Source organism: Streptomyces longisporus, assembly GCF_039532765.1.
Taxonomy (GTDB): Bacteria; Actinomycetota; Actinomycetes; order Streptomycetales; family Streptomycetaceae; genus Streptomyces; species Streptomyces longisporus.
Genome location: NZ_BAAASG010000028.1, coordinates 177,835 through 196,656 on the forward strand (window position 1 = coordinate 177,835; position 18,822 = coordinate 196,656).

Sequence of the window (18,822 nt, forward strand, 5' to 3'; positions counted from 1 at the left end):
GGGGGGGACGAGGACATGTCCTGGATGCGAGGGATCACCTGCCAGCTGCACGTGTGGCGGGCGGCGCGGGTGCGCTGGAAGGCCGACATGGGGGAGTTCAAGGCCGCACAGAAGGAGGCGCGCAGGACCGGGAAGCGGCCCGAGCAGCACCTGGGCCCGGCGCCGAACGGCTTCGGGCTGCTGCCCTGGCTGCTGATGGGGATGGGCGCGTTCTCCAACGTCATCCAGGGCAAGACCGCCAATCCGTGGATCGGCGGCCTCGGCCTGCTCGCCTTCAACTCCCTCTACATCTATGTGACGTTCCGCTCCTTCGTGAAGGAGAAGCGGGAGGCGCCCGCGACCCGGGTGGCGCTCGCCCTGATGGCCGTGATCACCTGCGGCCTTGCCCTCGGGTACGGCGGCAGCTGGCTGTACTTCTTCCCCCTGCTCGGCCTGGCCACCGGCTCCGCCCTGCGCGGCCCGTGGCTCGGCCAGATCGCCCTCGGACTGACCGCGCTCGCGGCGACGGCCTCCGTGTTCCGCTCGGGCTGGAGCGCCTCCTCGAACGTCGCCTACGGCACCTTCCTGTCGACGATGGTCACCGCCGCGATCCTCTCCCTGTCCGAGGCGGTACGCGAACTGCAGGCCGCCCGCGAGAAGCTGGCGCACCAGGCGGTCGAGAAGGAACGCCTGCGCTTCTCCCGCGATCTGCACGACCTGCTCGGGCACACCCTGTCGGTGATCGTGGTGAAGTCGGAGGCGGCCCGGCGGCTGGCCCCGGGGAACCTGGAGGCCGCGCTCACCCAGATCGGCGACATCGAGTCCGTCGGCCGCCAGGCGCTGACCGAGATCCGCGAGGCCGTGACCGGCTACCGCGAGGGCAGCCTCACCACCGAACTGGACCGGGCCCGCTCGGCCCTGTCCGCGGCGGCCGTCGAACCGGTGGTCCGCCGCACCGGCGCGCCCCTCGCCCCGCAGACCGAGGCACTGCTGGGCTGGGTGGTGCGGGAGGCGGTCACGAACGTCGTACGGCACGCCGGCGCCACGCGCTGCGAGATCACCGTGCAGAGCAGCCCCGAACGCGTCAGCCTCACGGTCGCGGACAACGGGGAGGGCGTGCCTTCCACGCCCTCCTCCCCGTCCCTGCCGGGCATCGGCGGCACCGGACTCAAGGGACTGACGGAACGCCTCGCGGCGGCCGGCGGCTCCTTGCGGGCCGGCCCGTCGCCGCGAGGCGGTTTCACGGTCACCGCCGAACTCCCGGTGGAAGCCGACGACGCGTCCGAACCCGTGGCGGCTACGGCGCCCACGGCGAGCTGACGACCCAGCTCACGTCGTCCGTCCAGGACGTGGAGCTGTCCCAGGTGTTGGAGCCGCCGTTGCTCGCTATGTAGACGTTGTAGTCGTAGTGGCGGAGGAACTTGGTCGGGTAGTTGTACGAGGCGAACGAGGTCCCGGTGCCGCTCTTGCCGGTCGTCGGGCAGAAGGTGGCGTCGGATCTGAACTGCGCGGTGCCGTCCATGGGTTGGCGCAGCAGCTGGTAGTTGTAGTGGCGCAGGAAGTCACCTGGGTAGTTGCGCGACTCGAAGGAGACGCAGGAGCTGCTCGCCAGGCCCCGGCGGACGATCCAGGTGGCGTCACCCTTGTCGAGCGCCGAACTGCTCGATGTGATCGGGGAGATGACCGCCGCGTTGTTCTGGTGGCGGATGTAGTCGCCCGTGCAGCACGAGGTCGTCGCGCGCAGGGAGATCTCCGAACCCGGGGTCAGTGAACCGGTGGAGCCGGTCGCGCCGCCGTAGCCGACGGAGACGATGTTCGCCTGCACCGAGTCGTCGGCGGCGTCCGTGGGGATGCCGGAGGTCATGACGCCCTCGAAGAAGGACCCGATGGAGCCGTTGCTGTTGTCACCGCCGGTGCCGAGGACGATCGCGCCCTCCTGGTGCATGGGCGAGTAGCCGCTGGTGGTCGGTTCACCGCCGGAATAGGTCGTGGTGAGGCTGCCGGATTGCGCATTGCCGTACTTCAGCGCGAAATGGTTCTGCCCGTTGTTCTTCAGCAAAGCCGTCACGAAGGGCAGCGGCCCGGTGCCGGTGTTCGAGGTGTTCTTGCTGTAGCCGGAGTCCGACTGGAAGAGGCCGTTCTCCAGGTCGGCCTGCACCCAGGGGCCGCCGCCGTAGCACGGGGAGAACCAGCACTCGGTGCCGAAGTTGATGGCGTCCATGTGGCCGTTGCCGGTGTCCTTGTTGTTCGTCTCGGCGTTGCCGTAGTCGAAGCAGCACCTGCCGTTGACATGGGTGCCGGAGGTCACCATGTACATCCCCTCGGCCTGCCCGTTGACGGCGACACCGGAGGTGGCGTTGTCGCGGTAGCCCATGCCGGCCGAGATCTCCAGGCCGTAGACCTGATGCCCGCCGACGGTCACCGGCAGGGCGTCGGCGGGTGCGCCGACGTCGGCAGCGCCGGCCCCGCCCGCCCCCTCGACCGTCAGGTCGTTGTGGCGTGAGGACTGGTCGTAGATCCTGGTGATGATGCAGGTGGTGCCGGAGCAGAAGGAGTCCTGGGCGGCCGCGTCGGCATACCCTCCCGCGGTCAGCAGCCCGATGTTCGCGCTGGCGCCGTCCGAGGCCCGCTGCACCTGGTAGAGCGAGCCGTTGTACGACGAGTAGAGCGCCCGGACGAGGCTGTGCGCGGCGACGCAGGGGGTGCCCGCGGCGGCGTAGATGTCGCAGGGCAGGGAGCCCGCCGCCTGCGCCTGCGGCACGCCGACGGCGAGCGCCAGCACGGTGACGAGCGCGGAGAGGGCGGCCAGGGCCGCGGTTCTGAGTCTGGAGAACCTGGAGAACACGGTGGAGCCTCCTTCATGTCCGACATGCCGAACGCTGTTCGACCGAAATGCCGAACCTATTTCCACGATCGAAATGCCGAACAATTGCGGGTGGGGATACAGGCACAGGAATTGCAAAGGCGAACTCCTAATGCAGACGCGATTGTTGGGCCGAAGCGGTAGGCCGTCAAGACTCGCGGAACGGAACCATGACAAGTCTTTAGACGAGCCTTTAATCGGGCCACGCTCCCGTCCGCGCCCTACTCTTGGACCGTGAACGAGATGCCCCGGGATCACCGGCCGTCGAAGAACGTGCGGGTCCTGCTCGCCGAGGACCAGGGAATGATGCGGGGCGCGCTCGCCCTGCTGCTCGGTATGGAGGCGGACCTGGAGGTCGTCGCCCAGGTCGCGGCGGGTGACGCGATCGTGGACGCCGCGCTGACCCACCGGCCCGACGTGGCCCTGCTGGACATCGAACTGCCGGGCATGAGCGGCCTGGACGCGGCGGCCGAGCTGCGCGAGCAGGTCCCCGACTGCCGGGTGCTGATCCTCACCACCTTCGGGCGGCCCGGCTATCTGCGGCGCGCGATGGAGGCCGGTGCGGCCGGCTTCCTCGTGAAGGACGGCCCCGTCGAGGAGTTGGCCGCCGCGATCCGCCGGGTGCTGACCGGCGAGACCGTGATCGACCCCGCGCTCGCCGCCGCCGCACTCAGCGCCGGGCCGAGCCCCCTCACCGCCCGCGAGTGCGAGGTGCTCAAGGCGTCCGTGGACGGTGCGACGGTCGCCGACATCGCCGCCAAACTGCATCTGTCGGAGTCGACGGTCCGCAACTACCTCTCGTCCGCCATCGGCAAGACGGGCACCCGCAACCGCATGGAGGCGATGCGGGAGGCTCGTCAGCAGGGGTGGTTGTGATCCCCTGCCTCGTCACCCGTTACTTGGTCACCTTCGCCGTGTCATAGCTCGTGCCCTTCGGTGCCAGGCATACGAACCAACCGTCCGAGGAGCCCTCGGCAGACCGGATGCCCTGCGGGAGGACGTAGTTGGCGTAGGTGTTCGCCGAATCCGCCACCCTGTGCAGGACTGAGCTCGTGCCGTCCTTCCAGGTGCAGGTGACCTGCTGGGCAGTCTTGGCGATCCGGCCGATCACAAGGCGCGAGGGCATGGAGCCCGGCTTCAACCCGATCGCTCCGACATCCAGGTCCGTGCCCGCCTGCCTGTCCCCCTTGGCGAGCGTGTTGAAGATCACCACCGACTTCAGCGCGTCCCCGTAGCTCCTGGTTACGAAATAGGCGCTCTTGCCGATCAGGTCGGAGGCCTTGCCGATGTCCCCGGGGAACTCCCGGTAGTCGGTCATCGCCGTCAACTGGGTCTGCGCCTCCGTCGCATTGCGCGGTGCGTCCCACACGTCGACGGAGACCTCCCATTCCTTGCCGTCCTCGGTACCCCTCGCCAGCATCGTCTGGTGCGGCTCGCCGAGCCGCGGCGCCACACTCGTCGGCGGGTGGGTGGCCACCTGCGCCCTCCGGTGCCCGTCCCCGCCACCCGGCAGCCCCGCCAGAGCCACCGTTCCCGTGGTCCCGACGATCGCCAGCGCCGCACCCGCCGCCACCGCCCAGCGCCGGGCCCTGCGCCTCCGCCCACCGCGGATCACCGCCTGGGTGGGGGCTATACCGATCTCGACCCCGTCCGCGGCTTCGGCGAGCAGCAGGGCGATGTCGGTGTTCGTCATCTCGTGGTTCGTCTCCCGGTCCGCGCTCATCACTTACGCCCTCCCCCACTTGTCACCATGTCCGCAAGTCCCGGTATGGCGCGCAGTTTCGCGATCCCCTTGGCCGCGTTGCTCTTCACCGCGCCGACGGAACAGCCCATCGCCTCCGCCGTCTGGGTCTCGGTGAGGTCCTCCCAGTACCGCAGGACCACCGCCTCCCGCTGCCGCACCGGCAGTTGGGCGAGCGCCTTCAGCAGGACGCCCCGGTCGTCGGCCTGCGCGATGCGGTCACCCGTGTCGGCGATCTCGCGCGCCAGCCCCGAGTCGTCCTTCGGCGCCAGGAACTCCCGCAGTTTTCTGCGGTGTTTGCGCGCATGCGCGTTGATCATCACGCGCCGTACATACGCCTCCGGGTCGTCCGCCGAGCCGACCCGGCGCCAGGCCACATAGACCTGCTCCAGCGTCGACTGGACCAGGTCCTCCGCGGCGTGCTGTTCCCCCGTGAGGAGAAATGCCGTGCGCAGCAGCCGCGGCCAGCGGCCGGTGACAAAGCTCTGGAACTCCTTGTCCCGAGCTTCCTTGCGATCCCCCATGGGCACCTCCTAGATGTCTGAAGGAGTCCATGGACAGCCCGGATCGTTGCCTCACCCCGCGGAACTCGTCGAAATTCTCCGCGGCAGCCACACCAGCATCAGCACCGCCCCCGCGAGCAGCACCCCGGTGCCGGTCCGGAACACCAGCGCGTACCCCTCCGTGAGCGCCCCCGGAGCACCGCTGCCCGCCGTGCGCGTCGCCGCGATCGTCGACATCACCGCGAGCCCCAGCGAACCGCCCATGGTGCGCGAGGTGTTGACCAGCCCCGACACCAGCCCGGCCTCCCCCGGAGCCGCCCCGGACGTGGCGAGTGCGGCGAGCGGGGTGGCCGTGAGACCCGCCCCCAGCATCATCAGGATCCCCGGGAACATGATCTCCGTCAGATAGTTGCCCTCCGGCGTCATCATCGACTGCCAGGCGAAGCCCGCCGCCGCCAGGAGCGTCCCGAGCACGGCCACGTTCCGCGCGCCCAACACCGGCAGGAAACGGGGCGCCGACTTGGACCCGAGCAGCACCGCCAGGGAACTGGGCACCAGCGCCAGCCCGGCCTCGAAGGGCGTGTAGCCGAGCACGTTCTGCGCGTACAGCGTCATGAAGAACCACATGCAGAACATCGCGGACCCGTTCACGAACATCGCCGCGTTCGCCGAGGACACGGCCCGCACCCTGAACAGCCCGAGCGGCATCAGCGGCGCCGCCGTGCGCGCCTCCACGACCAGGAACAGCGTGATCAGCGCAAGCCCGGCGGCCAGCGGCACGAGGGTGGCCGCCGCCGTCCACCCCTGCGCCTCCGTCTGCGAGATCCCGTACGCCAGCGTCCCGAGCCCCGCCGTCACCAGCAGCGCGCCCGGCAGATCGAGCCGCCGCCCGTCCCCGTTGCGGCTCTCCGCCAGCCACCTCATCGATCCGGCCAGCACCAGCGCACCGATCGGCACGTTGATCAGCAGCACCCACCGCCACGACAGCCCGTCCACCAGCGCCCCGCCGACCAGCCCGCCGGCCGCTCCACCACCGGCGCCCACCGCGGTCCAGGTCGCTATCGCCCGCGCCCGCGCGGCCCCCTCCGGAACGGCCGAGGTGAGAATGGTCAGCGTCGAGGGCGCGAGCACCGCCGCCCCCAGCCCCTGCACGGCCCGCGCGACCAGCAGCTGACCGCCTTCCTGCGCCAGCCCGCCGCCCAGCGAGGCCGCCGTGAACAGGGCGAGCCCCACCAGGAACATCCGCTTGCGCCCGTACAGGTCCCCGGCCCGCCCGCCGAGCAGCATGAACCCGGCGAAGGCGATCGCGTACGCGTTCACCACCCACTGCAGCCCCTGCGGGCTCAGCCCCAGGTCGGCCCGCATCGACGGCAGCGCCACATTGACGACCGACACATCGAGCACCACCAGGAACTGCCCGGCGCAGGCGAGCGCCACGACCAGCCAGGTGGGTGGGGCGGTACGGCGGGACGAGCTCCGGGTGACGTCAGCGGCTTCCAGCATGTCTGTCATGCTCTCAACCGGGTTACGGTCCTTGCATCGGGATTTCGCCGCAGGGGGTCCTCCTCCGCAGGACCTACACCGCCCGTACGAGTGTCACCACCGCCGCCCCGCCCAGCCCGATGTTGTGCGCGAGCCCCACCTGCGCCCCCGGCACCTGCCGCGCCCCCGCCTCGCCCCTCAGCTGCCACACCAGCTCGGCCACCTGCGCAATCCCGGTCGCCCCCAGCGGATGCCCCTTGGAGATCAGCCCGCCGGACGGGTTCACCACCCACCGCCCGCCGTACGTCGTCGCCCCCGACTCGACGAGCTTGCCGGACTCCCCCTCCCCGCACATCCCCAGCGCCTCGTACGTCAGCAGCTCGTTGACGGAGAAGCAGTCGTGCAGCTCCACGACGTCCACGTCGCCGATCCCGAGCCCGGCCCGCTCGTACACCTGCCGGGCCGCCTCCCGGGACATCGGCTGCCCCACGACGTCGATGCACGACCCGGACGCGAAGGACTCCTCCGTGTCGGTCGTCATCGCCTGCGCGACGATCTCGACGGCCCTCCCGCCCAGCTCCCGCCGCTCCACGAACCGTTCGGAGACGACGACTGCGGCCGCCGCGCCGTCCGAGGTCGGCGAGCACTGCAGCTTGGTCAGGGGCCGGTGGACCGTGCGCGCGGCGAGGATGTCGTCCACCTCGTACACGTCCCGGAACTGCGCATACGGATTGTGCGCCGAGTGCCGGTGGTTCTTGGCGGCCACGGCGGCGAGCTGCGTCTCGGTCGTGCCGTACCGCTCCATGTGCTCACGGGCCGCGTCGCCGAAGATCTGAGCGGTGGGCGGGGTCATCTCGAAGCCGTGGCGGGCGGCCATGACGCCGTAGTGCCGCGCGACGGGGGACGTGGCGAAGTCCCCTCCGTCAGCGCCTGTGCCCAGCGCGCCCTTCTTCATCTTCTCGAAGCCCAGCGCCAGTACGCAGTCGCAGGAACCGCCCTCCACGAGCTGCCGGGCCAGCATCAGGGCGGTCGAGCCGGTCGCGCAGTTGTTGTTGACGTTGTAGACGGGCACACCGGTGAGACCCAGCTCATAGGCGGCGCGCTGCCCGGCGGTCGAGGCCTGGAAGCAGTACCCCACGGGAACCTGTTCCACATCCCCGTACGAGACCCCCGCGTCGGCCAGGGCGGCACCACCGGCCTCCCGCACCATGTCCCAGTACTGCCAGTCACGGGTCTCGGGCTTCTCGAACCGGGTCATTCCGACCCCGACGACGTAAGCCCTCATGGCGCGGTGCGCCTTACGCGGCATGTCTTCATGCCGCGCGAGACTAGAACACGTTCCACCAACCCACCAGGCCTGACGACCGATCAGATTCCCATGACCGGGTCAAGAATTCATTAGAGACCCGAAGCAACGGAATAGTTGCCTGTGCATACGAGGTTTACCCAGCACTTATCTCGCACAGCTCTTCCTCTCGTACGGCCTGGAGGCCTCACCCCATGACGCACACGACGACCGAACAGCCCGCCCGGCGGGCGAGCGGGGCCGTGGTCCCGGTACTCGCCTTCGCGGGCATCGTTGTCGCGGTGATGCAGACCCTGCTCGTCCCGGTCATCAAGGACCTGCCGCAGCTGCTGGGCACCGCACCCAGCAACGCCACCTGGGTCCTGACCTCGACACTTCTCTCGGGAGCCGTCGCCACCCCGATCATGGGCCGCCTCGGTGACCTCTACGGCAAGCGGCGCATGCTGATCCTCAGCCTCGCCGTGATGGTGGTCGGCGCCCTGATCAGCGCCCTCACCAGCGAACTGCTCACGATGATCGCCGGCCGTACGCTCCAGGGCTTCGCCATGGGCGCCATCCCGCTCGGCATCGGCCTGATGCGCGACATGCTGCCCCGCGAGAAGCTCGGTTCGGCGATGGCCCTGATGAGCTCCTCCATAGGCGTCGGCGGCGGCCTCGCCCTGCCGCTCGCGGCCCTGGTCGCCCAGCACGCCGACTGGCACGCCCTCTTCTACGGCGCCGCGGGCCTCGGCGCCCTCTCGATCCTCCTCACCCTCCTGGTCGTACCGGAGTCCCCGATGCGCGCCGAGGGCTCCTTCGACCTGCTCGGCGCACTCGGCCTCTCGGCGGGTCTGGTGCTCTTCCTTCTCCCCATCACCAAGGGCAGCGACTGGGGCTGGACCTCCGGCACGACGCTCGGCCTGTTCGGCGCGTCGGCCGTCGTACTCGTCCTGTGGGGCGTTCTCGAACTCCGTATGAAGGCCCCGCTGGTGGACCTGCGGACGACGGCCCGCCCGGCCGTCCTCTTCACCAACCTCGCCTCGATCATGGTCGGTGTCTCCTTCTACGTCGTCTCCCTCGTCCTTCCCCAGCTGCTCCAGCTCCCGAAGGCGACCGGCTACGGCCTCGGCCAGTCGATGGTCGTCGCGGGCCTGCTGGTGGCCCCGCTGGGCCTGACGATGATGTTCACGGCGCCGGTCTACGCCCGCCTGTCCGCGAAGTACGGCCCCAAGGTCACCTTGATCCTCGGCCTGCTGATCATCGCGATCGGCTACGGCGCCGGGCTCGGCCTGATGAGCGCGCCATGGCAGAGCCTGGTCATCGCGGTGGTGCTCGGCGCGGGCATCGGCCTCGCGTACTCCTCACTCCCCGCCCTGATCGTCGGTGCGGTCCCGGCTTCGGAGACGGGTGCGGCGAACGGTCTGAACACCCTGATGCGTTCCATCGGTACGTCCGTGTCGAGCGCCGTCATCGGCATGGTGCTGGCCAACACCGCGAACAACGTCGGCGGCGTCGAGATCCCGACCATGCACGGCTTCCGCGTCTCCTTCCTGATCGCGACCGGCGCGGTCGCCGTCGGTCTGCTGATGGCCCTGTTCCTGCCCAAGCCGAACCGGGCGCCGCAGCTGCTCGCGAGCAGCGAGGAGGACGACGCCGTCGTGGAGCTTGCGGAGGAAGTGCTGCGGGGGTTCCGTGGCCGGGTGCTGGGTGCCGACGGCTCTCCGGTGGCCCGGGCGAAGGTCACGCTGATCGATCGGCGGGGCCGGCAGGCGGGGGCGGCGGTCTCCGACGAGGACGGGAGCTATGTGCTAGCGGTGCCGGCCGAGGGGGCGTATGTGCTGGCCGCACGGGCGGTGGGGCATGGGCCGCTGGCGTCTTCGGCCACGCACTCCGGGGAGGACGCGGTGGAGGTGGACCTGGCGTTGCCCGGCGAGACCGTGAGTGCGTAGCACCCGGTTGGTTCTGTTGGTTTGCGGCTGACTCGCCGTCGTGGCTGGTCGCGCCCACGCGGCGGAGCCGCATATCGATACAGCCCCGCGCCCTGACGACCGTGCTGCACCCCCTGTCGAATCAGTGACCGGGGGTGCGGCAGCATGGGGGCCGCAGACGTACGTTCGACCGGGAGGAACCCCATGGCCGCGGCACCCAAGCCGGAGATTCTGGCCGCGTTCGAGGCCGCGAAGGGGTTCATGCCCGCCGACGAGGGGCTGGCGCTCTACGCGGCCGCCGTCGAGGCGGGCGGCCTTGGGCTGCCCCTGCTGGAGGTCGGTACGTACTGCGGGCGCTCCGCGATCCTGCTCGCGGATGCCGCCCGCGAGACCGGGGTCACCACGCTGACCCTCGACCACCACCGCGGAAGCGAGGAGCAGCAGCCGGGCTGGGACTACCACGACCCGGAGACGGTCGACCCGGAGATCGGGCTGATGGACACGCTGCCCACCTTCCGGCGGACGCTGTACCGCGCCGGTCTGGAGGACCACGTGGTGGCGCTGGTCGGCCGCTCACCGCAGATCGCGAAGTTCTGGCGGACCCCCCTCGGCCTGGTCTTCATCGACGGCGGCCACACCGACGAGCACGCCACCGCCGACTACGAGGGCTGGGCCCCCCATGTGGCCGAAGGCGGCCTGCTCCTCATCCACGACGTCTTCCCGGACCCGAAGGACGAGTTCACCGGCCAGGCGCCGTACCGCGTCTACCTGCGGGCACTGGAGTCCGGCGCGTTCACGGAGATCTCGGTGACCGGTTCACTGCGCGTCCTGCGACGGACTGGCGCGGGGGTGTGACCGCCGACAGGTCTCAGCTGTAGTGATAGCGGGCTTTGAGGATCTTCACTTCTTTCTCGTCTGCCCGGTACACCAAACGGCGTTCGTCGTCGATCCGTCGAGACCAGTAGCCGGACATCCCGCCTTTCAGCGGCTCCGGCTTGCCGATCCCCTCGAAGGGCGTGCGCTGGATCTCACCGATCAACCGCGCGATCCTCCGGGCCGTTCTACGGTCGGCGGCAAGCCAGTACAGGAAGTCCTCCCACCCGTCCGGATCGAAGGAAACACCCCTCACGCCTCGCCTCCGGCCAGGTCGCGGAGCTCATCCATCGACTTCGCGATGCCCGCCTCACCTGCCTTGTCCCGCGCGACAGCCTCCATGAGGCGTCGGGCGTTGGCAGGGGAGCGCAGGAGATGGACCGTCTCCTGCCACGCGTCGTAGTCATCGGCGGACATCAAGACGACATCGCCGCTCTTCGAGCTGATCCTCACGGGGGTGTGATCGGTGTTGACGCGCTCGATGAGCGGAAACAGGGTCCTCCTGGCTTCGGTGGCGCTGATGGACATCCGGTACCGCACAGAAGCGGCACACGAGCTCAGGAAGCCTGCGGATCGGCCTGACGCCCCGTAGGGTGGCAGCCGTGTCGTACGTAGGCCCGGACTTCGATCCTCCCCAGCCCCGCCGTCCCCGGCGCAGCCCCCTGACGGTGGCGGTCGCCGCGCTCGTGCCGGGCGCGTTGCTCGGGTGGCTCGTGTACGAGGCCGTGGGCGGGAGCGGCGGTGATGGTGGCGGGACTGCCCAGGCGACCGTACGGACGTCCACGACGGCGACGTCCGGCGCGCCCGCCTCCTCGCCCGCCGGCGACGACAAGAACCCGAACAGCCCGGCGCCCACCCTCGCCTCGGCCACCTCGTCGGCGCCCGCCGCCTCCGGTCCCCTCAAGGGCAAGGTCGTCCTCATCGACCCCGGCCACAACCCCGGCAACTTCCAGCACGCCACCGAGATCGCCCGCCAGGTGGACATCGGCACGAACAAGAAGGAATGTGACACGACGGGGACGTCCACCAACTCGGGCTACACGGAAGCCCAGTTCACCCTGGACGTGTCCCATCGCCTGAAGGCCCTGCTGGAGAAGCTGGGCGCCACGGTGAAGCTGACCCACGACGGCAGCTCCCCCGCCTGGGGCCCCTGCGTGGACCAGCGTGCGCAGATCGGCAACCGGGCCCACGCCGACGCCGCCATCTCCATCCACGCGGACGGCTCCGCTGCCGGCAACCGCGGCTTCCACGTCATCCTTCCCGGCTCCGTCCACGCGGGCGCCGCCGACACCCGCCCGATCGTCGCCTCCTCCGCCGACCTCGGCGAGCGCATCGCCGGCAACTTCGTCCGCGTCACTGGTGAACCGCCTTCCAACTACGTCGGCGACGGCACCGGCCTCGTCACGCGTAAGGACCTGGGCGGTCTCAATCTGTCAACGGTTCCCAAGGTGTTCATCGAATGCGGGAACATGCGCGATAGCAAGGACGCGGCACTGCTCACCAGCGGTGCGTGGCGGCAGAAGGCGGCGCAAGGGATTTCTGATGGAATCGTGAGTTTCCTGCACGGTTCGTGATCAGCGGGCTGATCCCGGCGGACGCCTTGCTCGGACGGACGATAGTGTCTACCGACGACGAGACGACTTACGAAGGACCTGAAGTGAATATCCGCTCCCTCACACGAGGCGACGGCGTGGTGATCGGAGCAGCGGTGTTGCTCTTCATCGCGTCGTTCCTCAGCTTCTATACCGCTGATGGCTACACCAACGCCCCGAACGCCTGGGAGTACCTCGGCGACGCCCTCGGCCTCTACGTGGGCGGGATCATCGGTGCTGCCTTGATCGTCGTCAATCGCGCCCTGCCGCAGCCGCGCAAGGTCGCGGGCCTGGAGCTGGGCCAGGTGGGCGCCGCGTTCTCGGTCCTGACGGCCTGGGCCCTGTTCTGGACCCTCGTCGGCGTCAAGGGTGGCCTCAGCGCCGGCGCCGGTCTCATCCTCGGCTTCATCGCCGCCCTCGTCCTGGCCGGCGGCGCCATCGCCACCCCCCTCGTCCCCGCCCTCCAGGCCGCCCTCATCCCCGCCCCCAAGCCCGCCGCCCCCCAGCCCTACGGCGCCCAGCCCCCCGGTGGTTACGGCTACCCCGGTGCCGGGCAGCAGCAGCCCTACGGCGGGCAGCCGCAGGCCGGGCAGCCCTATGGCGCCCAGCCGCAGCCGGGGCAGACCCAGGCGCAGCCCCCGGCCGGGGACTTCTCGCCGTTCTGGTTCGCCGTTCCGGTGCCGCGGCCGCTGTTCGCGGAGGACGGTTCGCCCACGCCGATCGCCGAACTGGCGCCGGGCACCTGGTACCTGGCCGTCGAGCAGCGCGGCCCGGCCCTGGTCGCCCAGACGCAGGACGGCCGCCGCGGTGTGCTGCAGGACACCTCCGGGATCCAGCGCGGCTGACACCCGCCGACCACGAGCAGCCGCCGGCCCCTCGCCCTTCCGGGCGGGGGGCCGTTGTCGTACAGTCGCAGCTCCCGGCCCGTGGCTGACTAGCCGTCAGGTACCCGATGGAGGCGCCATGCGACTCGGTCTCGCACTCGGCTACTGGGGCCGCGGCCCCTCCCCCGACCATGTGCCGCTCGCGCAGGAGGCCGAGCGGCTCGGATACGACTCCGTGTGGACCGCCGAGTCGTGGGGGTCCGACGTCTTCACCCCGCTGACCTGGATCGCGGCGCAGACATCAACCATCAGACTGGGCACGGCCGTTGCGCAGATGGCCGCCCGGTCGCCCACCACCACCGCCATGCACGCGCTCACCCTCGACCACCTCTCCGGCGGGCGCATGATGCTCGGCCTCGGACTGTCGGGGCCGCAGGTGGTGGAGGGGTGGTACGGGCGGCCGTTCCCGAAGTCGCCGCTGACCGCGACCAGGGAGTACGTGGACGTCGTACGGCAGGTGCTCAGGCGGGAGGGGCCGGTCGTGCTCGACGGGCGGTTCCACTCCCACCCCTATCGAGGCGAGGACGGGACAGGGCTCGGCAAGGCCCTCAAGTCCATCACGCACCCCTTGCGCCCCGGCCTCCCCATCCTCCTCGGTGCCGAAGGGCCGAAGAACATCGCGCAGACGACCCGTATCGCGGACGGCTGGCTCCCCCTCTACTGGTCGCCGACCCGCCCCGAGGTCTACGAGGCCTCGCTCACCGACGCCCCCGAGGGCTTCCTCGTCGCCCCCATGGCACAGGTCCGGGTCTGCGACGACGTGAGCGAAGGCCTGCTGCCCGTGAAGACCATGCTCGGCTTCTACATCGGCGGCATGGGCCACGCGGCGCGCAACTTCCACGCCGACCTGATGGCGAGGATGGGGTACGAGGAGGAGGCCCGCCGCATCCAGGAGCTGTTCCTGTCCGGGCGGCGCGAGGAGGCCGTGCTCGCCGTGCCGGACGCCTTCGCCGACGAGATCTCCCTGGTGGGGCCCCGGGAACGGATCGCCGAGCGCCTGGAGTTGTGGCGCAAGGGGCCTGTGACGGACCTGCTGGCCCTCTCCCCGGACCGGGAGTCGCTGCGGGTGCTGGCGGAGCTGAACTCCTGAGGGAACCCGTTCGGGTTTCATAAAGCATCCGGCGGCAATCCGAAAAGCATGTCTCGATACAGCAGCGGCAATCGAGCCGGGGCGGTCATAGCGATCGTCGCCGACATCATGGCCCTCATCCTGGGCCTGTGGATCCTGATGTACCTGTTGGACGCCAACCGTGCCAACGAGCTGGTGCAGTTCGTCCACAACGTGGCCAACTGGCTGGCCGGCTGGTCGCGTGACCTGTTCACCTTCGACAAGGCCTGGGCCCGCGTGGTCGCAGGTTACGGCCTGGCAGCGGTGGTCTACCTGTTCATCGGCCACGCGATCGCCGGGCGGATGACGCGGCACTGACCATCCACCCGGCTGCGCCAGGGGATCAGGCGCAGCAGTCCGGATCCAGCCCCCTCGGCAGCTGCTCCCCGCCGAACACCGTGCACGTCGCCTCGTGGCCGCCGAGGGCGGCGACCGCGAGCAGCAGGGAGCCCGCCGTCCAGGTGGTCAGCTCGCGCGGCCAGATCGCCTCGTCCTCGAAGACGTAGCCCGTCCAGTACAGGCCGGTCTCCGGGTCCCGCAGGTGCTGGATCGACTGGAGGATGTCCAGCGCGCGGTCGGACTCGCCCATCGCCCAGAGGGTGAGGGCGAGTTCGGCCGACTCGCCGCCGGTCACCCAGGGATTGGGGACCACGCAGCGCACCCCGAGGCCGGGGACGACGAAGCGGTCCCAGCCCTCCTCCATGCGGGACTTGGCCTCCGCACCCGTCAGCGCACCGCCCAGCACCGGGTAGTACCAGTCCATCGAGTAGCGGTCCTTGTCGAGGAACCGCTCCGGGTGGCGACGGATCGCATGGCGGAGCGCTCCGACCGCGAGCTCCCAGTCCGGCTGGGGCTCTTCGCGCTGTTCGGCGACGGCGAGCGCGCAGCGCAGGGCGTGGTGGATGGAGGAGGAGCCGGTGAGCAGGGCGTCGGTGGTGAAGCTGCCGTCCTCCTCGCCCTTCCAGCCGATCTGGCCGCCGGGCTGCTGGAGCCGGAGGACGTATTCGACGGCCGCGTAGACGGCGGGCCACATGCGGTCCAGGAAGGTGTCGTCGCCCGTGGAGAGGTAGTGGTGCCAGACGCCCACCGCGATGTACGCGACGAAGTTCGTCTCGCGGCCGTGGTCGGTGACGTCCGCGAAGTCGCCGTCGGCGTAGGCCGCGTACCAGGAACCGTCTGCGTTCTGGTGCCGTGCCAGCCACTCGTACGCCCGCTCGGCGGCCTCGTGCTCGCCCGCCGCGTCCAGGGCCATCGCGGCCTCGGTGTGGTCCCAGGGGTCCAGGTGGTGTCCCCGGAACCACGGGATCGCGCCGTCCTCCCGCTGTACGGCGAGGATGCCGCGGACGGTCGCGGCAGCCTGCTCGGCGGTGAGGACCCCGGGCAGGACGAGGTGTTCTGTCCGGGGAGTGGTCACCGGGCGTCCACCGAGGGCAGGTGGGGCTTGGTCGCGTAGGCCACGAAGCTCTTGCCGATCAGAGGGTTGAGGGCCTGTTCGGCGACCCTGGTGGCCAGCGGCTTCTTCATGATGTCCCAGACCAGGAGCTTGTGGTACGCCTTCACCGGCAGCGCCTTGTCGTTGTCGACGCCGAAAGCGCACTTCAGCCACCAGTAGGGGGAGTGGAGTGCGTGCGCGTGGTGGGTGCCGTAGGGCTTGAGGCCCGCCTCGCGGATCTTGGCCAGCAGCTCGTCCGCCTTGTAGATGCGGATGTGGCCGCCCTCGACCTCGTGGTAGGCGTCGGACAGCGCCCAGCAGACCTTCTCGGGGCCGTAGCGCGGGACGGTGATGGCGATGCGGCCGCCGGGCTTGAGCACCCGGACCATCTCGGCGAGTACGCCCTTGTCGTCCGGGATGTGCTCCATGACCTCGGAGATGATGACGACGTCGAAGGACTCGTCGGGGAAGGGCAGCGCCAGGGCGTCGCCCTCCATCGCCGTGGCGGTGGCGCCGGCCGGGGCCTCGCCCGCTTCCTTCATCGCGGCGAACCACTTCGCGACCTCGCGGATCTCCTCGCCGTTCTGGTCGAGCGCCACGACCTGGGCGCCGCGCCGGTAGCACTCGAACGCGTGCCGGCCGGCCCCGCAGCCGAGGTCCAGGACGCGGTCGCCCGGGGCGAGCGGGAACCGGGAGAAGTCGACGGTCAGCACGTGGCCCTGCTTTCGGGGTGGGGGGCGGCTAGTTCTTCTACGGCTTCTACGACGGTCTTCGGCGGCCTGGCCGCGGTGGGTTCCGGGGCCGGGGAGCCGGTGATGGCCTCGCGGTATCGGGCGACCGTTCCCTCGGCGGCGCGGGCCCAGGTGAAGTGCCGCAGTACGCGCTCACGGCCGGCGCGGCCGAGCCGTAGCCGCAGCTCCGGGTCGCCCAGCAGGCGGCTGAGGCCTGCGGCCAGGGCGCCCGGGTCACCCGGCGGCACCGCCAGGCACGTCTCGCCGTCGCGGCCCGCGACCTCGGGGATCGCGCCGCCGGTGGTCGCGACCAGGGGCGTGCCCGTGGCCATCGCCTCGGCCGCCGGGAGGGAGAAGCCCTCGTACAGGGACGGCACGCAGGCGACCTCGGCCGAGCGGACCAGGTCGACGAGTTCGGCGTCCGAGATGCCCTTCACGAACTCGACGGCGCCTTCGAGGCCGTAGCGCTCGACCGTGTGGGCGACGGGCCCCTCGGTGGGGCGCTTGCCGACGACCACGAGGTGGGCGTCCGGGTACTCGGTGCGGACCTTCGCGAGTGCCTCGACGAGGAAGACCAGGCCCTTGAGCGGGACGTCCGCGCTGGACGTGGTCACGATCCGGCCGGGCACCACGGGGACGGACGGGTCCGGCGAGAAGAGGTCGGTGTCGGCGCCGATGTGGACCACATGGATACGGTCGTCCCGTACGCCGAGGTGGTCGATGATCTCGGCGCGTGAGGTGCCGGAGACGGTGAGGACCGAGGGCAGGCGGCGGGCGACGCGCTTCTGCATGCGCGTGAAGGCGTACCAGCGCCGTTTGCCCCAGCGCTGCTGCCAGTTCTCGGCGGCGTCCAGCTCCAGCTGCCGGTCGACGGTGATGGGGTGGTGGATGGTGGTCACCAGGGGGGCGCCCACATCGCCCAACAGGCCGTATCCGAGCGTCTGGTTGTCGTGCACGACGTCGAACTCGCCGCGGCGGGCGCGGAGATGGCGGCGGGCGCGCAGGGAGAAGGTCAGCGGCTCCGGGAAGCCGCCGGTCCACATGGTCGCGACCTCCAGCGCGTCGATCCAGTCGCGGTACTCGTCGCGCTTCGGGGTGCGGAAGGGGTCCGGGGAGCGGTAGAGGTCGAGGCTCGGCAACTCGGTCAGGCTCAGCCGGCCGGCGTGGTCCTCGCCCTCGTCGAGCACGGGGTAGGGCTGGGAGCCGATGACCTCGACGCGGTGGCCGAGGCGGGCCAGCTCGCGCGAGAGATGGCGAACGTAGACGCCCTGACCGCCGCAGAACGGGTTCCCTTTATAGGTGAGGAGCGCGATGTGGAGCGGTCGCTCGCCGTCGGCGGCGAGGTCCTCCTGGGGACCCGCCTGACTGGCCTCAGCGGTCACTCTGGGCCCCCTTCTGCCTGCACTGTCCCGCGAGATTACGCCGGACGCTAATCTAGAACAAGTTTCAGACTTGATCGTCCAGGAGGCTCTGAATCTACCGGCAGGTAGGGGCGCGGTGAGCAGTGGATCAGGTGATTCGCGCCACGGCACAGGCCCTGCCAAACTCGGTGCGATCACCAGCCCTCACCGACTGTCACGGAACGGGATCCATGCCTGCGCAAGCGAAGGTGGCCAAGGTGGAAGCACGTACCTCGCAGCCGGCCTCCCCGCCCCTCACGGAGCGGCAGGAGGCGCGTCGGCGCCGCATCCTGCACGCGAGCGCGCAGCTGGCCAGCCGGGGTGGTTTCGACGCGGTGCAGATGCGTGAGGTGGCCGAGTCCTCGCAGGTGGCGCTGGGCACCCTCTACCGCTACTTCCCGTCCAAGATCCATCTGCTGGTCGCCACGATGCAGGACCAGTTGGAGCACATGCACGGGACGCTGCGGAAGAAGCCGCCGCAGGGCCAGACGGCGGCCGAGCGGGTCGCGGAGACGCTGATGCGGGCGTTCCGTGCGCTGCAGCGCGAGCCGCACCTGGCCGACGCGATGGTGCGTGCGCTGACCTTCGCCGACCGGAGCGTGTCGCCCGAGGTGGACCAGGTCTCCCGCCAGACCACCGTGATCATCCTGGACGCGATGGGCCTGGAGAACCCGACTCCCGAGCAGCTCTCCGCGGTCCGGGTCATCGAACACACCTGGCACTCGGCCCTGATCACCTGGCTCTCGGGCCGCGCCTCCATCGCCCAGGTCAAGATCGACATCGAGACGGTGTGCCGGCTGATCGACCTGACGGATCCGACGGCGTCCGGGAAACCGTCCTGAGGCGCCCGAAGGAAGTCGGCCGCGGTCCGGCAGCACCCTGAAGGGGCGCGGGACCGTGTCGATGTGCAGTTCCGCTGCGAAGCGGGTGCCCCCGCTTGAGTGCAGCCGAGAGTGGGGGAGCGACCAGCCGCAACGATGCCGCAACGATCGACGACCCATCGCAGCCCGCGGCGGACCGG

At 70.3% G+C, this 18,822-nt stretch carries 19 protein-coding genes; 9 read left to right on the plus strand and 10 right to left on the minus strand.

Annotated features, from left to right (window positions below):
• Positions 1 to 15 precede the first annotated feature (15 nt).
• Positions 16 to 1,299 carry a sensor histidine kinase gene (locus tag ABD355_RS41750; protein ID WP_344406484.1) on the plus strand — a complete coding sequence of 428 codons (1,284 nt, stop codon included), beginning with the start codon at positions 16 to 18 and terminating at the stop codon, positions 1,297 to 1,299.
• Here ABD355_RS41750 and ABD355_RS41755 read toward each other — a convergent pair.
• A complete protein-coding gene (locus ABD355_RS41755; protein ID WP_425585855.1) occupies positions 1,277 to 2,824 on the minus strand; it encodes an alpha-L-arabinofuranosidase B in 1,548 nt (515 codons plus the stop codon). The two genes, ABD355_RS41750 and ABD355_RS41755, sit on opposite strands and share 23 nt — an antisense overlap.
• 261 nt (positions 2,825 to 3,085) lie before the next feature.
• Here ABD355_RS41755 and ABD355_RS41760 point away from each other — a divergent pair, with 261 nt between their 5' ends.
• Positions 3,086 to 3,718: a response regulator gene (locus ABD355_RS41760; RefSeq protein WP_344406718.1), complete on the plus strand. Its 633-nt coding sequence runs from the start codon at positions 3,086 to 3,088 to the stop codon at positions 3,716 to 3,718.
• 19 nt (positions 3,719 to 3,737) lie between these two features.
• Here ABD355_RS41760 and ABD355_RS41765 read toward each other — a convergent pair whose 3' ends face one another.
• The 4 genes from ABD355_RS41765 to ABD355_RS41780 all read right to left on the minus strand — a co-directional run bounded on the left by ABD355_RS41765 (position 3,738) and on the right by ABD355_RS41780 (position 7,853).
• Positions 3,738 to 4,565 carry a hypothetical protein gene (locus ABD355_RS41765; protein WP_344406485.1) on the minus strand — a complete coding sequence of 276 codons (828 nt, stop codon included), beginning with the start codon at positions 4,563 to 4,565 and terminating at the stop codon, positions 3,738 to 3,740.
• Positions 4,565 to 5,107 (minus strand): SigE family RNA polymerase sigma factor, encoded by a 543-nt coding sequence (locus ABD355_RS41770; protein WP_115908458.1) that lies wholly within the window; start codon positions 5,105 to 5,107, stop codon positions 4,565 to 4,567. The genes ABD355_RS41765 and ABD355_RS41770 overlap by 1 nt, the downstream gene beginning before the upstream one ends.
• A 51-nt stretch (positions 5,108 to 5,158) precedes the next feature.
• The gene (locus tag ABD355_RS41775) at positions 5,159 to 6,598 is read right to left on the minus strand and encodes an MFS transporter (protein WP_344406486.1); all 1,440 of its coding nucleotides are present in this window, start codon (positions 6,596 to 6,598) and stop codon (positions 5,159 to 5,161) included.
• A gap of 64 nt (positions 6,599 to 6,662) precedes the next feature.
• Entirely contained in the window at positions 6,663 to 7,853 is a 1,191-nt protein-coding gene (locus ABD355_RS41780; protein ID WP_344406488.1) for a lipid-transfer protein, read from the minus strand.
• Between the two features lie 215 nt (positions 7,854 to 8,068).
• On the opposite strand from ABD355_RS41780, the gene ABD355_RS41785 reads away from it, so the two are divergent.
• Positions 8,069 to 9,802, plus strand: coding sequence for an MFS transporter (locus ABD355_RS41785; RefSeq protein WP_344406489.1), 1,734 nt, complete (start codon positions 8,069 to 8,071; stop codon positions 9,800 to 9,802).
• A gap of 183 nt (positions 9,803 to 9,985) precedes the next feature.
• The gene (locus tag ABD355_RS41790) at positions 9,986 to 10,636 is read left to right on the plus strand and encodes a class I SAM-dependent methyltransferase (protein ID WP_344406490.1); all 651 of its coding nucleotides are present in this window, start codon (positions 9,986 to 9,988) and stop codon (positions 10,634 to 10,636) included.
• 13 nt (positions 10,637 to 10,649) lie between these two features.
• On the opposite strand, the gene ABD355_RS41795 is transcribed toward ABD355_RS41790, so the two are convergent.
• Complete coding sequence (locus ABD355_RS41795) at positions 10,650 to 10,910, minus strand: Txe/YoeB family addiction module toxin (protein WP_344406491.1); 261 nt, start codon at positions 10,908 to 10,910, stop codon at positions 10,650 to 10,652.
• Positions 10,907 to 11,182, minus strand: coding sequence for a type II toxin-antitoxin system Phd/YefM family antitoxin (locus ABD355_RS41800; RefSeq protein WP_344406492.1), 276 nt, complete (start codon positions 11,180 to 11,182; stop codon positions 10,907 to 10,909). The genes ABD355_RS41795 and ABD355_RS41800 overlap by 4 nt, the downstream gene beginning before the upstream one ends.
• A gap of 74 nt (positions 11,183 to 11,256) precedes the next feature.
• Between ABD355_RS41800 and ABD355_RS41805 the strand changes: the two genes are divergently transcribed.
• From ABD355_RS41805 to ABD355_RS41820, 4 genes are all read left to right on the plus strand, one after another.
• Positions 11,257 to 12,228, plus strand: a complete 972-nt coding sequence (locus tag ABD355_RS41805; protein ID WP_344406493.1) for an N-acetylmuramoyl-L-alanine amidase — start codon at positions 11,257 to 11,259, stop codon at positions 12,226 to 12,228.
• A gap of 83 nt (positions 12,229 to 12,311) precedes the next feature.
• Entirely contained in the window at positions 12,312 to 13,091 is a 780-nt protein-coding gene (locus ABD355_RS41810; protein ID WP_344406494.1) for a DUF5336 domain-containing protein, read from the plus strand.
• Positions 13,092 to 13,209: 118 nt separating this feature from the next.
• Complete coding sequence (locus ABD355_RS41815) at positions 13,210 to 14,220, plus strand: LLM class F420-dependent oxidoreductase (RefSeq protein ID WP_344406495.1); 1,011 nt, start codon at positions 13,210 to 13,212, stop codon at positions 14,218 to 14,220.
• 48 nt (positions 14,221 to 14,268) lie between these two features.
• Positions 14,269 to 14,556, plus strand: a complete 288-nt coding sequence (locus ABD355_RS41820; protein ID WP_344406496.1) for a hypothetical protein — start codon at positions 14,269 to 14,271, stop codon at positions 14,554 to 14,556.
• A gap of 25 nt (positions 14,557 to 14,581) precedes the next feature.
• Here the strand turns inward: ABD355_RS41820 and ABD355_RS41825 are convergent, their stop codons facing one another.
• Genes ABD355_RS41825 through ABD355_RS41835 form a run of 3 tightly spaced genes read right to left on the minus strand, consistent with a single transcriptional unit; the run spans position 14,582 to position 17,783 of the window.
• Entirely contained in the window at positions 14,582 to 15,652 is a 1,071-nt protein-coding gene (locus tag ABD355_RS41825) for a prenyltransferase/squalene oxidase repeat-containing protein (protein ID WP_344406498.1), read from the minus strand.
• Entirely contained in the window at positions 15,649 to 16,383 is a 735-nt protein-coding gene (locus tag ABD355_RS41830; RefSeq protein ID WP_115908450.1) for a class I SAM-dependent methyltransferase, read from the minus strand. The genes ABD355_RS41825 and ABD355_RS41830 overlap by 4 nt, the downstream gene beginning before the upstream one ends.
• Positions 16,377 to 17,783, minus strand: a complete 1,407-nt coding sequence (locus ABD355_RS41835) for a glycosyltransferase family 4 protein (protein WP_344406499.1) — start codon at positions 17,781 to 17,783, stop codon at positions 16,377 to 16,379. The genes ABD355_RS41830 and ABD355_RS41835 overlap by 7 nt, the downstream gene beginning before the upstream one ends.
• Before the next feature lie 209 nt (positions 17,784 to 17,992).
• Here ABD355_RS41835 and ABD355_RS41840 point away from each other — a divergent pair, with 209 nt between their 5' ends.
• Positions 17,993 to 18,643, plus strand: coding sequence for a TetR family transcriptional regulator (locus ABD355_RS41840; protein ID WP_344406500.1), 651 nt, complete (start codon positions 17,993 to 17,995; stop codon positions 18,641 to 18,643).
• Positions 18,644 to 18,822 lie beyond the last annotated feature (179 nt).

What these genes read in the sequence shown, in the direction of transcription:
- ABD355_RS41750 (WP_344406484.1), top strand. Translation starts at nt 16, where the DNA reads ATGTCCTGGATGCGAGGGATCACCTGCCAGCTGCACGTGTGGCGGGCG.
- ABD355_RS41760 (WP_344406718.1), top strand. Translation starts at nt 3,086, where the DNA reads ATGCCCCGGGATCACCGGCCGTCGAAGAACGTGCGGGTCCTGCTCGCC.
- ABD355_RS41765 (WP_344406485.1), bottom strand. Translation starts at nt 4,565, where the DNA reads ATGAGCGCGGACCGGGAGACGAACCACGAGATGACGAACACCGACATC.
- ABD355_RS41770 (WP_115908458.1), bottom strand. Translation starts at nt 5,107, where the DNA reads ATGGGGGATCGCAAGGAAGCTCGGGACAAGGAGTTCCAGAGCTTTGTC.
- ABD355_RS41775 (WP_344406486.1), bottom strand. Translation starts at nt 6,598, where the DNA reads ATGACAGACATGCTGGAAGCCGCTGACGTCACCCGGAGCTCGTCCCGC.
- ABD355_RS41780 (WP_344406488.1), bottom strand. Translation starts at nt 7,853, where the DNA reads ATGAGGGCTTACGTCGTCGGGGTCGGAATGACCCGGTTCGAGAAGCCC.
- ABD355_RS41785 (WP_344406489.1), top strand. Translation starts at nt 8,069, where the DNA reads ATGACGCACACGACGACCGAACAGCCCGCCCGGCGGGCGAGCGGGGCC.
- ABD355_RS41790 (WP_344406490.1), top strand. Translation starts at nt 9,986, where the DNA reads ATGGCCGCGGCACCCAAGCCGGAGATTCTGGCCGCGTTCGAGGCCGCG.
- ABD355_RS41800 (WP_344406492.1), bottom strand. Translation starts at nt 11,182, where the DNA reads ATGTCCATCAGCGCCACCGAAGCCAGGAGGACCCTGTTTCCGCTCATC.
- ABD355_RS41815 (WP_344406495.1), top strand. Translation starts at nt 13,210, where the DNA reads ATGCGACTCGGTCTCGCACTCGGCTACTGGGGCCGCGGCCCCTCCCCC.
- ABD355_RS41820 (WP_344406496.1), top strand. Translation starts at nt 14,269, where the DNA reads ATGTCTCGATACAGCAGCGGCAATCGAGCCGGGGCGGTCATAGCGATC.
- ABD355_RS41840 (WP_344406500.1), top strand. Translation starts at nt 17,993, where the DNA reads ATGCCTGCGCAAGCGAAGGTGGCCAAGGTGGAAGCACGTACCTCGCAG.